This is a genomic window from Schaalia odontolytica, assembly GCF_031191545.1.
Taxonomy (GTDB): Bacteria; Actinomycetota; Actinomycetes; order Actinomycetales; family Actinomycetaceae; genus Pauljensenia; species Pauljensenia odontolytica.
In genome coordinates this window covers 1,400,828-1,413,147 of record NZ_CP133472.1, presented here as the reverse complement: position 1 = coordinate 1,413,147, position 12,320 = coordinate 1,400,828, and the positions used below count along the sequence as shown (strand labels likewise).

Below are 12,320 nucleotides of genomic sequence, written 5' to 3'. Positions count from 1 at the left end.
GAAAGCAACATGGACACACGCTCTGAGCGCGCCCGCGCGGTGCTGTTGGCCTGCGCGATCGGTGACGCGGCCGGGTTGCCCACCCGCGGCATGGCCCCCGACGAGATCGAGAGCACCTACGGCCCGCCGCCGACATGGTGGGATCGTGACGTCGTCCACCCCACCAAGCCCGGCGTTCCCGAGGGAACGGTCACGGAGGTGACGCGCGAGATCCTGGCGGCGGCCTCGACCCTTCTCGGCGACGAGGCGGGGGCGACCATCCGGGAGCGCGCGGACACTGTCCCGATGGGATGGCGTCAGCTTGTGCGCGCCATTCCCGTTGGCATCGCGACCTCGACAGCCGATCCCGAGGCCTTCGCGCAGGCCGTATGGGAGGCGTGCGGAGGGGAATGCCTCACCCGGCAGGAGTTCCAGGCGGCGGCCCTGCTCGCCGCGGGCGTCTCCCTCCAGGTGGACGGGACTCAGGAGAGGCTTTCGACGAGGTACAACCGCCTGTGGGAGGCCCTCCACCTCGTGGAGTCCCTGGAACCGCGCGGCACCTGGAGTCCGGAGCCAGACGTTGTGGTGGCCACGCGCCGGGCGATGAACATCGCCATGCAGGTGGCAACGACGCCCACGCAGATCCTGACCGAACAATTCGGCTCCTCCCCGGAACCCACGCGCATGGTCCCGCTGTGTTTCGGACTGAGCACGTACCTCGCGCACTGGCTCTCGCGCTACGGGATCACGCGGATAGGAGGCGACACCAGCCTCATGAGCGCGATCGTCGGCGCTCTCTGCGGCGAGGCGAAGGGCCATCACGAATTACGGCGCGGCTCGTGGATGCAGGTCGAGGAGGTCAACGACCTCGACCTGACATCGCTCGCCGAGCGCCTCGTCGCACGCCGCCCCGCGCCCGCGGATGACGCAGCCGACGACGATGATGCTTCCGACGAGGGGGCCACAGCGGCCTGGGAGTCGCCCAACGCGCCTTCCCCGTTCGAGGATCCCAACTCCACTCGAATGACACGACGGACACTGTTCACGCAGGTGTCGCCGCCGACTCCGCTCGGTCCCGCGCGCGGAGGCGCTCCCATGGGGCGCGTCGCCTACATGGGCCAGCTCGTGCTCAACCAGTCGCTACATGTGTCTTCCTTCCCCGAGCCGGGTGGGGACGTGTGGGGCGACGACGAGGGGATGGAGCTGGTCGGAGGCATCGAGGTCCTACGCGCCGCTCAGCGCATGGGGCTCGAGGCCGTCTCACTCGCCCCAATCGGCGAGGGACCGCACGCCTCGCTCATCGAGGAAATCCTGAGGCGCGAAGGCATCATCAACGCAGGTCCTCGCATCCCGGGAATGGACAACGGCTACCGAGTGACGATCACCGACGACGCGGGGCAACGCCTCGTCGTCAGGGCGATGATAGACAAGTGTGCGGTGCCAACCCATGCGTGGGCTGAGTTCACCCAGACGATGGGCCCGGCCGACGTGCTCTACTACGACGGCGAGTTTGCGGGCGCGTACGGATACGACTATGGGGACCTGGGAAACGATGACGCCGCTCGCGAGGCGCTCCTGCGCTTGCCCGAGCATGTGCGCCTCGTCCTCGACACGTCCTCCCGAGCGCAGATGCCTTCTGGCATTCCCTTCGACAACACCGTCTTCGTTATTGGCCAGGATGAGGTCGCGGGGATGGGCACTCGCATGACCGGCGACCGCACTGTTTTCGATGGCAGCCGTACCTTCGACGGTGCAGCTTTCGAGGCCACCAGGCTCTTCGATTGCCACGCGCTCGTTCCCTCGGGGCCGGAGGGGGCCCACTTCTCCAGGCCTAACTACGGCGGAGAGGACTTGGGTTGGCCGACGGTCACTCACTGCCCGGCACCGCCCTTCGGGGCCGAGGACCCACTCGAGGCCAGACACGTATTTTCCGGAGTTTTCGCGGCATCCCTGGCCAGGGGCTTGCCTATCGAACGGGCGATCGGGCTCGCGGTGTGCGCGCGTGCCCTCGCCACTGCAACGAGCGGCCCGGCCTCCTGTCCCACGCGCGAGGAGATCGAAGCGGCGGCGGACGCGCTGGAGGCTCGCGCGGGCGAGGAGTAGGCGAGGTCAGGCATCGCCGCTCCCCTAGCGACCTCGGGCGGCGACAGCGCCGTGCCGATGGTGCTCGTCATGATCGTCGGCTCGGCCGGCGCGTGGTTCGCGTTCTGGGTGATCGCCCGCGGCGGCAAGCGCACGCCTCGCCACCTCAGCCTCGACTGAGAGGCCGTCACTCACAGGGGCTTTACTCGCGCGAGGCCAGCCATACCGCGACCGACACCAGGACCAGGCCGATCAGCTCGAAGACGCCGGGGATCTGGCGGAGCATGACGGCCCCGACCAGGGCGGACGTGGCCGGCAGGATCGCGGCGAAGAGCGCGAAAGTCGACGCGGCCAGGCGCCGCATCGCGAGGGCCTCGAAGCTGTAGGGAATCGCGGTAGACAGCAGGCCCACGCCGACGACAATCGCGATCAGCTTCCACGAGGCCGTGGCCGCCATCGCGCCCGGCCCGAGGATGGGCGCGAAGATGAGTGCACCCCACACGCATCCGAGCGCCAGGTTCGTCACCCCGTCGCGCGTGGTCGAGGCCTTCTGCCCGACGACGATGTAGGCCGACCAGGCGAGGGCCGCGAGGAGGATCCAGGCGACGCCGACGCGCACGCTCGGCACGCTCAGGTCGAGGGCGAGTCCGCCGATGCACGCCACCCCCGCGAACGCGAGGACGGCGGCGATGCGCGGCCGCCAGCCATGGCCCCTGATGACGGCGACGGCGACGGGACCGATGAACTCGATGGAGACGGCAGTGCCCAGAGGGAGCCGCGCTATGGCCTCGTAGAAGGAGGAGTTCATCGTGAGAATGATGATGCCGAACAGCGCGGAAATAGCCAGGTCGGAGCGCGTAAGGCCGCCGCGCCACGGGCGTTTCCAGGCGAGGAGAACAACCGCGCCGGTCAGGACGCGCCACCAGGCGACGGAGGCGGGCTCGACGGAGGCGAAGGCGACGACCGCGAGCGCGGCGCCCACGTACTGGATGAGGCCGGAGTCGACGATGTACAGCTGGGGAGGGATGCGGTCGGTGACGGTGCCCTGCGCGGGGGCGTTCACTGGGCGGGGGTGTTCACTGGGCGGGCACGAAGGTCAGGGCCGCCGAGTTCATGCAGTAGCGCATGCCGGTGGGCTGGTCGGGCGCGTCGGGGAAGACGTGGCCGAGGTGGGAGTCGCAGGTCGCGCAGCGCACCTCGGTGCGGATCATGCCATGGCTAGTGTCGACGCTCTCGACGGTCGCGCCGTCGTGGGCCTGGAAGAAGGAGGGCCACCCGCAGGAGGAGTCGAATTTCGCGTCGGAGTCAAAGAGCTTGGATCCGCAGGCAGCGCACGAGTAGGTGCCGACGCGCGCCTCGTCGAGGAGCTCGCCGGTGAAGGGGCGCTCCGTGCCCGCCTCGCGCAGCACGTGGTAGCGCATGGGGCTCAGGAGCTTCTTCCACTCGGCATCGGTGCGGACAGAGGGATCAGTAGCGTTCATGGATCTATTGTCCCGCGCCGCCCGCGCCCGTGCACGTGTGTGCGTGGGCGCGGGCGGTCTGGTTTCCTCGCACCGGCCTCAGTGACGAGGCCGTGGCCCGTTCACCTGTCCCCATCACTCAGTGGTGGCGGGCCCTGCGTTGGAGGCATTCTTCGCCGCCGCCTTCTTGGGAGCCGCCTTCTTGGCGGCGGTCTTCTTGGCGGCGTTCTTCTTCGTGGCAGCCTTCTTGGCGGGGGCCTTTGCGCCCTTGGAGGGGATCGCGTCGCCCGCCTTGTCGCCTCCCTCGTCCTTCGCGGTCTTCTCGGCAGCGGCGGTGGACTTTTTGGTGCCCTTCTTCGCGGTCGAGGCCTTTTTGTTTGCCGCCTTCTTCGCGGGATCCTTCTTCGCCCCGGCCTTTGTGGAGGCCTCCTTCTTGGCGGTCTCCTTCTTCGCCGGGGTTTCCTCTTCCGCTGCGGCGACCTCCTCGCCGGGAACAACCTCCTCGGCGTGAGCATCGGCCGCCGCGGGCATCACGAGGGTCTCATCCACGGGCTCGTCGACCGCAGGCAGAACCTGCGTCGCGTCGGAATCGAGCGCCCGAGCCTCGCCTGCCTCCACGGGATCCATGACGGCGGTCGCCTCGACGTCCACCCCACCCTCAGCGTCGGCCTCGGACTCGGCGTCAGACGGGGCCTCGTTTGCCTCGTCAGAGGCGGCGGTGGCGTCCTTACGCGCAGCCTCAACCTCAGGGGTCGCATCCTCCGGGGCCATCGCAACCTCCACCTGGGTGGTGGGCTCGTCGGCAAGGGCCTTCTTCTCCGCAGACTTGCCCTTAGCGGCCGCGGCCTCGGGTGCCGCGGCCTCGTCCGTCGCGGCCTCGTCCGTCGCGGCCTCGTCCGTGACCGCAGACTCGGCGTCCTCGGGCTTGGCTTCCCGCGGCTCGACGACCGGGATTTGGCCGGTGACGGTGCGGAGCATGTCGGCCTCGGCGCCCGTGGGGGCGACCGCTGGGAAGAAGTGCATGATGGACACGCGCGCGGGCACCACCGTGGGCGTGGGACGTGTTTCCGCGTCGAGTCGGGCCTCTTCCGCGACGGCGTACCATCCGGGGTGGACGGTGGGCTCGTCCGGGGTTTCCTCAGGAGAGCGCGAGGCGGCCATCTCGGCGGGGGTCGGCACGGGCGGCGGCACGAGCGCGGGGGCGATCGCCTGGACCGTGTCGGTCATGACGGGGCGTCCGGTGCGCACGGGCGGAGGCACCTGCACGGGATGTTTCACGGAAGTTTCACGCGCGGGAATGGGCGTGGTTTCCTGCTCGTCCGGGGAAATCGCGGCATCGGACGAGGCCTGGGCCTCCTCCTCGCCGTCCGTTGCCTCGGGCGCGTCGGGGGCGGGCGTGCCCTCACGCTCAGCGCCCTGCGCGGGAGCGCTGCCATTCTGGGCGTCGTCGGCGGGCTCGGTCGCGTCGTCGGCGAGCTCGGCCTCGTCGTCGGCGGGCGCGGCCTCGTCGTCGGCGGGCTGCACCTCGGCGGATGCGCCCGCGGACTGGGCGCGAGCATCGGTCTGCGCACCTTCGGCCAGGTCGCCAGCGGTTTCGGATCCGGCGGCAGCGGAGTCGGCTTCGTTTGAGTCGACCAGCGCGGGGGCAGATTCAGCGGGCTTGTCGGGGGCGAGATCCGCCGGGGCGGCTTCCACGATACCGGTGTCCCTGACGGGCCCTTCCTCCGCGCACTCATCCCCGGCGGCGCTCGCCGCGGCGCTATCCCCAGACTCAACACCGGCAGCGCTCTCGATCGATTCATCTGCGGCCTCGGCCGCTTCCGGGGAGTCCTCGCAGGCAACCGGCTCAACGCCCACGGCGGCCAGGGCGAGGGTCGTCTCGGGGTCGAGGGCCTCGCCCTCGCGGCGCTTATGGTTGTCGCGACGCTCGCGGGCGCGGCGAGCCTCGGCCTCGCGCTCCGCATACACGTCGTCGCCGGGACCCTCGAAGGCTGCGGCGCGTTCATCGGCCTCGGCGGAACCGGAGAAGAAGCGCTCACCCGGACCGACTGAGTTCGCAGCCTGTTTCTGGTTGCGCTGCGAGTTGGCGTTGCCTGCGGCCTCGATGATCTTGCGTAGAGCGGACTTAGAGATCACCTGGGTTTCGTCCTGAGCCCCTGCACCGCCCTCGGCGAGCTCACGCTGGCGTTCGGCCATGGCGCGGCGGCGGGCGCGCTTGGCCTTGCGGCGGGCGGCGACCATGCGCGCGGCGTGTACCGGATCCTGGGACTGGGTCCCAGACACGCCGGAACCGGACATCGCGGACGCGGCACCACCCGTCGCGGGCAGTCCGGCGACGCAATCCTCATTGTCTTCAGAGGAGGGAGACGCGGGCGCAGCCCCGGCCTCGTTCGCGCCCGAAATACCGGCGAGTTCGGCGGCCAGGCGGGCGACGCGTTCGCGACTCATGTCCTGTTCGACCGTGACCGTATGACGCGGTTCGATGCGCTGGGCGGGGCGAGCCCACGGTTCTTCGGTGACGATCCAGGAGATCAGCTGCTCGCGCATAAAAGCACGCAGATCGGACAGGGTGCCGGAGTTCTTCGCCGAAACGAGGATGCGCACGGTCAGGGTGTTCTCGTCGGAGTCGGTGACCTGCACGCCCCAGGTGCGACCATCCCACAGGTCGGTGGATCTGAGAAGCTGCTCAACCTTGGCTCGGATGAGGGCGATGGGCGCGGACCAGTCGAGTTTGAGTTCGACGGTGCCCAGCTGGGCGGCGGCTCGGCGCGTCCAGTTCTCGAAGGGGGCCTGCGTGAAGGAGCGGCAGGGGATGATGAGGCGGCGCTCGTCCCAGATGCGTATGACCACGTAGGAGAGCGTGATTTCCTCGACGGAGCCGGTTTCGTTCTTGTCGCCGGCGACGACGACGTCGCCCACGCGGATCGCGTCAGTGAAGGCGAGCTGCAGGCCGGCGAACACGTTGCCGAGGGTCTGCTGGGCGGCGAGGCCGACAATCACGGAGATGACGCCGGCGGAGGCCAGGACGGTGGTCATGGCGTGGCGGGCGACCTCAAAGGTACTGATGATTGCGACAACACCGACGACGACGGCGATCGACTGGGTGAGTCGGCGCAGGACCTGGGCCTGGGTCTCAAAGCGACGCGAACGCCCTTGGTCGGAGGACTGGCGGGCCTTGGCGGCGTCCTCGAAGACCCACGCGGCGGCGTACGCCACCCAGGTCAGGCAGGCGAGGGCGACGATGAGCAGCAGGTGCATGAGGAACGTCGTGATCGACGCGCCATTCCAGTCAGACAGGTGGGGGTTAACGAGCGCGATGCCCAGGCCCGCCCACGCCCCCCAGGCCGCGAAGGTGAAGTGGCCCGGGCGGCGCACGCGCGCCAGGATCGACGAGGCCGTGGCCGCCTTCGAGAAGGCCTTGCGCAGCAGGGCGGAAAGGAGGACTGAGACGACGACGCCGACGAAGGCGCCGACGAGCGGGCCGAGGATGAGGAGGGTGATGTCGATGGTCGTGGTGACGGCGGCCTCCGCCCCGGATTGCGGGTCGGCGATCGCCCGCGCGAGGGTGTCCGATGTCTGGGCGAGGGCACCGAGTGCTGGTGTCAGAGTCATACATCAAGCCTAGGTCGGGCGGCTGATGAAATCCTGGGACTTCCGCGCAATTGCAACATTTTCCTGTAATGTGTCACCTGTCACTTGTTTTCGTTTTGACGCACCCCTCGAGATCTGCCTAAACTATCACCCGTCTTCGGTCGCCAGTTCGACGGCCAAGCAGGCCCCCATCGTCTAGCGGCCTAGGACACCGCCCTTTCACGGCGGCGACACGGGTTCGAATCCCGTTGGGGGTACCACCGGTCGCAGTTGTGAACGGTACAATTCAATAGGTCTTACCTGTTGTAAGGCCCCGTAGCGCAGTTGGTTAGCGCGCCGCCCTGTCACGGCGGAGGTCGCGGGTTCAAGTCCCGTCGGGGTCGCCGACCAGACCATTTCGGTTCAGGTCTTGGCTCTGTAGCTCAGTTGGTAGAGCGTTCGACTGAAAATCGAAAGGTCACCGGATCGACGCCGGTCGGAGCCACCAGCAAGCCCCCGAAGCATTCGCTTCGGGGTTTTTGTTTTGCCTGCGATAGCTTGCTGAGCGGCTTTCACGGCTCGGTGGAACCAATGACGCCACTGATGCCTTCTAGCTGTGCTCGCATGAAACCGGGGACACCACCGACAGCACCACGCAGCGCTCACATGCAACCAGTGGCACCACCGTCACCACCATTTGCCCCTCGATTGAAACCGGTAACACCACCGTCACCACCCCTACCGCCCGCAGGCGAAACCGGTGACACCACCGTCTCGCAGTTTCACCCGAAAAACAGCCAGTTTCCAACAACAAAGGTGCCACCAGTTTCACAACGCCCAAGATAACCACTGACAGAGGTGCCTCCGGTTTCACAACATCCCCGAAACACCCCAACAGTGGTGCCACGGGTTTCACGCGCACGAAGGAAATCACTAGAAGCGACCCCCATGCCACCACTTCACCGCCCGCACACGAAACCGGTGCCGCCACTGACGCTGCCTCGCTGAGCCCAGGTGAAACCGGCGGCACCACCATCACCACCATTGGCCCCTCGCTTGAAACTGACATCACCTCCGTCACCAGCCCTACCACCCACACACGAAACCGGTAACACCACTGATACTGCCTCGCACCGCTCGCGTGAAACCAACGACACCACCATCACACAGTTTCACCCGAAAAACAGCCATTTTCCGCCAACAAAGGTGCCACCGGTCTCACAACGCCCAAGAAACACGCCAGCAGAGGTGCCACGGGTTTCACGCGCACGAAGGAAATCACTAGCCGCGCCCCCATGCCAACACTTCACCGCCCGCACACGAAACCAGCGGCACCACCGACAGCACCAGGCAGCGCTCGCATGCAACCAGTGGCACCACTGTCTCGCAGTTTCACCCGAAAAACAGCCATTTTCCGCCAACAAAGGTGCCACCGGTTTCACAACACCCAAGAAACACACCAACAGTGGTGCCTCCGGTTTCACACGCGCGAACGAAATTACTACCAGCGACCCTCATGCCACCACTTCACCGCCCGCACACGAAACCAGCGGCACCACCGACAGCACCATAGCCGCACACAGAGAAACCAGTAGCACCACTGATGCCGCCTCGCTGCGCTCGCGTGAAACCGGCGACACCACCGTCACCACCATTGGCCCCTCGATTGAAACCAGTGACACCACTGACAGCACCACGCAGGGCTCGCATGCAACCAGTGGCACCACCGTCTCGCAGTTTCAACCAAAAACAGCCAGTTTCCGCCAACAAAGGTGCCAACGGTTTCACAACACCCAAGATAGCCACCGACAGAGGTGCCTCCGGTTTCACCCCCGACACCACGCGCACTAACGGCGGCACCATCAGAATCAAACACATCGATCTGAGCGCGTCCACAACCTGTGGCGCACTGGTCAAGCCGCGTTCAACAGTTCGCTCGAAGACGAAGGCGCGGACACGATAGCGTCGATAACCGGTAGCCACATTGCGACGATCGACTGCGACATCGACGCGACCGGCAGGCAGGGGTCCCAGGCAGCGCGCCAACCGTTCAGATCCAGCCCAAACCTCAGAGAGTGTCGGACTCGGACAGCGTTAGGGGAAAATGTTATTCGCCCCAGTCGTCGTCGTGGATGTAAGCTCCGTCAAGGCGCTCGACCATCGCGGAGGCGCGGGTGCAGGCTTCGACGGCCTCAAGGATGCCGAGGGCAATGAGCGCACGGCCATCTTCATCGTTCAGGCGGTCGATGTCGACGACGAGGCTGACGTGGGCGAGGGCCTTGGAGAGCTGGAAGGGGTTCACACAGACCTCCCAGATGTCGTTCCAACGGTCGACGTGGGGGGTGGGGGTGGTCGCCTGCCACGTGGCGCCGGTGTTGACGTCCGTGAGCTCGAAGGAGATGTCGCGGATGCTGGCGCTCCAGTCGGCGATGCACAGCTCGCAGGTGCCCGAGGTGACGTCCTTGCGATACTCGCTGCCCACGTGCGCGATGCGCGCGCGGATGCGCGTCTTGCCCGTGTCACTGGTTCGCTGTTGCGCCGTCGTCGCCGCGTTCATGTGCTCGTCTTCTCCTTACATCTAAAATCGGGTAGCCGAGCAGGATACGGCAGAGAGTGCGCGGAGCGCAAGGCCACTCTCAGAGGCTTGCGGCGCGTAGCGGTGAGCATGAAGTACTGACACGTACGGGCCTCGCCGATGCAAGCCGGAGGATCATTGCGCGATTCCAAATTGATAAATAATGCAGCAATCTATAATCACTCAACAATTCTCTGTCGCACACTGCCATTCGATATGGCATTTCCAAACAATGGCTGGGAACCAATCATCAATCCCCTTTGATATACTGGGTTATCACCTGAAGGACAGGGGACAGAGCTGGGAATCAATCACCAATCCACTATGATATACTGGTGCCCGTTTGAGGGCGTTTGAGTTCGCGCTGGGAATCAATCACCAATCCCCTTTGATATACTGCCTCGTCGTGGGCGCGCGCGTCGCCCTCGCTGGGAATCAATCACCAATCCCCTTTAATATACTGTCCCACCCCCGTCCCCTAGCGCGAGCACGATGGGAATCAATCACCAATGCCCTTTGATATACTGTTTCGCGACCAGGTCAGGCGAAGTCTTCGCTGGGAATCAATCACCAATCCCCTTTGATATACTGTCACAGCCACCACCCCGATAAACGTCAAGCTGGGAATCAATCACCAATCCCCTTTGATATACTGCACCGCACGGGTGACCCCTGACCTGAAAGCTGGGAATCAATCACCAATCCCCTTTGATATACTGTGCCCGCCCACATGCCATCGATGAAGTTGCTGGGAATCAATCACCAATCCCCTTTGATATACTGTCTTGAGTACATCGCATCGAGGAAGTCTGCTGGGAATCAATCACCAATCCCCTTTGATATACTGCGTGGGAGAGATGGACGATGGATGCGGTGCTGGGAATCAATCACCAATCCCCTTTGATATACTGAGCTCGGCGGGCGTGTGCCCGTCGCGAGGCTGGGAATCAATCACCAATCCCCTTTGATATACTGATGAGGACCGCCGCCCTGACCCTCCCCCGCTGGGAATCAATCACCAATCCCCTTTGATATACTGCGTCCGGCCTGTGGTGGTCTGCGCCTGGGCTGGGAATCAATCACCAATCCCCTTTGATATACTGTCGAACACCATAAGGCCCCGAATCTTCTGCTGGGAATCAATCACCAATCCCCTTTGATATACTGGCGCGTGTAGCACACACATGCACGCATGGCTGGGAATCAATCACCAATCCCCTTTGATATACTGAGCCCGTACCCGACGAATCGAGTACCACGCTGGGAATCAATCACCAATCCCCTTTGATATACTGCTGGTCATCGGCGGCTTCGTTACCGGTAGCTGGGAATCAATCACCAATCCCCTTTGATATACTGGGAACCCCGAGTTTTCGGCAGCAAAAAGCCAAAAACTCGGGGTTCAACGTTAGAAAATCATGAGCTGTTCGGGGTTTCCAGCTTCCTTCCGAGGCTTCGCGTTCTCAAAACGAAGCCCCGTCGCCCACTGCCGATCCGTCAACGCCAATACCCGAACCTGTCCGCCCTCCGGCAGATGAGTCTTAATCGCCCTCAACGTCGCATGATCCTGCCCGCCCGTCGGCCAGTACTTCACATAGACGCTGAACTGGACCATACAGAATCCCCAGTCCAACAGGTCGTTACGGAAGTGCGTCGCCTCGCGGCGCTGCTTCTTCGTCTCAACGGGGAGATCAAACATCACCAGGCACCACATCGGATCATCCGCCATCTCAATCCCCCACGCCCACGGAGGACGGCCCCTGCCACGACAGCACGCGTAGTCGGTCGATGTCACCCTCCACATAACGACCAAAAGACTGCGCAAGCGCTTCAGCCACAGCAGGGATCCCGTGTCCATCTCCATCAAAGCGCTGTGATGCTGCCGCCACAAGAAGCTGCTTCACCGAACGATCCGAAGGAGACGCCGTAGGAGGAAGCTGCAAAGCAACCTCATCGATCGCCGGCCTAAACGGCTCAATCAGATCATCAGCAAGCGCGAAGGCGTTGCCCCGGCCACGGTGAAACACGCCTAGCGCTGGTGCCAGACCCGCCGCCAAGACTGCGCGCATCAGATGCCCACGCAGCACCGAGTACCCGTAATCCAGGCACGCATTGGCTCCGATGAGTTGCCCCGCTGCAGGCTGCCGACTCACACCCCGACCAAGAGCGCGTGACCAGTACAGGCGAGCCGCCTGAGCCTCAATGTTTCCAGGATCGCCCGACCGCACCTGGTCGGCAAGCGCGAGGAGCTCACCTCCCCCGCGAAGCTTAAGATTCTCAAGCACCGAGGCTTGTCCCTCGATTTTAGCCCGCACGAGACGCGCCCACGCGTTCTTCTTCCGCGGCAGCGTTGCCTCGGCCTGAGCTCGGTGGCGGGCCGCCACTCGACCGTGATCCGACCATGAGTAGCAGCCGCCCTCCGGAATACCCCTCCAGTCACAGAACAGCAGCGCAACGTCAGCCTCGGCCAGTCGGTGCAGAACAGCGGCGCTCAAGTTGACCTTCATACCTACAAGAACGACCGCGAGCTCCGCGACAGGCACGGTCGTAGGAGCGCCCCCGTCAGGACACACCTCCACCCCACCACGCGTCGAACGAAGTTCTCCCTCGAACCCGCACAGGTCAATGACACGCCACTGTTCTGCCACTGGATA

At 64.8% G+C, this 12,320-nt stretch carries 7 protein-coding genes, 3 tRNA genes, 1 pseudogene and 1 CRISPR repeat array; of the genes and pseudogenes, 5 read left to right on the top strand and 6 right to left on the bottom strand.

The window, feature by feature from the left end; genetic code table 11:
- Nucleotides 1–9: 9 nt before the first annotated feature.
- Both RDV55_RS05985 and RDV55_RS05980 read left to right on the top strand, forming a co-directional pair.
- Nucleotides 10–2,082, top strand: coding sequence for an ADP-ribosylglycohydrolase family protein (locus RDV55_RS05985; RefSeq protein WP_111823439.1), 2,073 nt, complete (start codon nt 10–12; stop codon nt 2,080–2,082).
- Nucleotides 2,083–2,088: 6 nt separating this feature from the next.
- Nucleotides 2,089–2,241: pseudogene (locus tag RDV55_RS05980) on the top strand (multidrug effflux MFS transporter); the annotation flags it as partial.
- A 22-nt stretch (nt 2,242–2,263) separates the two neighbouring features.
- On the opposite strand, the gene RDV55_RS05975 reads toward RDV55_RS05980, so the two are convergent.
- The 3 genes from RDV55_RS05975 to RDV55_RS05965 all read right to left on the bottom strand — a co-directional run bounded on the left by RDV55_RS05975 (nt 2,264) and on the right by RDV55_RS05965 (nt 7,133).
- A complete protein-coding gene (locus RDV55_RS05975) occupies nt 2,264–3,124 on the bottom strand; it encodes an EamA family transporter (RefSeq protein ID WP_111823438.1) in 861 nt (286 codons plus the stop codon).
- 13 nt (nt 3,125–3,137) lie between these two features.
- Nucleotides 3,138–3,542: a peptide-methionine (R)-S-oxide reductase MsrB gene (gene msrB / locus RDV55_RS05970; protein WP_111823437.1), complete on the bottom strand. Its 405-nt coding sequence runs from the start codon at nt 3,540–3,542 to the stop codon at nt 3,138–3,140.
- 114 nt (nt 3,543–3,656) lie between these two features.
- On the bottom strand, nt 3,657–7,133 hold the full coding sequence (locus tag RDV55_RS05965; protein WP_111823436.1) for a mechanosensitive ion channel family protein: 3,477 nt from the start codon (nt 7,131–7,133) through the stop codon (nt 3,657–3,659).
- Between the two features lie 163 nt (nt 7,134–7,296).
- Between RDV55_RS05965 and RDV55_RS05960 the strand changes: the two genes are divergently transcribed.
- From RDV55_RS05960 to RDV55_RS05950, 3 genes are all read left to right on the top strand, one after another.
- Nucleotides 7,297–7,372, top strand: a tRNA-Glu gene (locus tag RDV55_RS05960).
- Between the two features lie 49 nt (nt 7,373–7,421).
- A tRNA-Asp gene (locus RDV55_RS05955) sits at nt 7,422–7,495 on the top strand.
- A gap of 28 nt (nt 7,496–7,523) precedes the next feature.
- A tRNA-Phe gene (locus RDV55_RS05950) sits at nt 7,524–7,599 on the top strand.
- A gap of 1,599 nt (nt 7,600–9,198) precedes the next feature.
- Here RDV55_RS05950 and RDV55_RS05945 read toward each other — a convergent pair.
- From RDV55_RS05945 to cas1, 3 genes are all read right to left on the bottom strand, one after another.
- Entirely contained in the window at nt 9,199–9,648 is a 450-nt protein-coding gene (locus tag RDV55_RS05945) for a hypothetical protein (protein ID WP_111823435.1), read from the bottom strand.
- A gap of 253 nt (nt 9,649–9,901) precedes the next feature.
- A CRISPR array of direct repeats spans nt 9,902–11,025; the repeat unit is 36 nt; unit sequence GCTGGGAATCAATCACCAATCCCCTTTGATATACTG.
- 49 nt (nt 11,026–11,074) lie between these two features.
- Entirely contained in the window at nt 11,075–11,395 is a 321-nt protein-coding gene (cas2, locus tag RDV55_RS05940) for a CRISPR-associated endonuclease Cas2 (protein ID WP_111823434.1), read from the bottom strand.
- Between the two features lies 1 nt (nt 11,396).
- Nucleotides 11,397–12,314, bottom strand: a complete 918-nt coding sequence (gene cas1, locus RDV55_RS05935) for a type II CRISPR-associated endonuclease Cas1 (protein ID WP_111823433.1) — start codon at nt 12,312–12,314, stop codon at nt 11,397–11,399.
- Between the last annotated feature and the right edge of the window lie 6 nt (nt 12,315–12,320).

Excerpts from the sequence above, each read along its gene's own strand:
- RDV55_RS05985 (WP_111823439.1), top strand. The coding sequence starts at position 10 with ATGGACACACGCTCTGAGCGCGCCCGCGCGGTGCTGTTGGCCTGCGCG.
- cas2 (WP_111823434.1), bottom strand. The coding sequence starts at position 11,395 with ATGGCGGATGATCCGATGTGGTGCCTGGTGATGTTTGATCTCCCCGTT.
- RDV55_RS05945 (WP_111823435.1), bottom strand. The coding sequence starts at position 9,648 with ATGAACGCGGCGACGACGGCGCAACAGCGAACCAGTGACACGGGCAAG.
- RDV55_RS05965 (WP_111823436.1), bottom strand. The coding sequence starts at position 7,133 with ATGACTCTGACACCAGCACTCGGTGCCCTCGCCCAGACATCGGACACC.
- msrB (WP_111823437.1), bottom strand. The coding sequence starts at position 3,542 with ATGAACGCTACTGATCCCTCTGTCCGCACCGATGCCGAGTGGAAGAAG.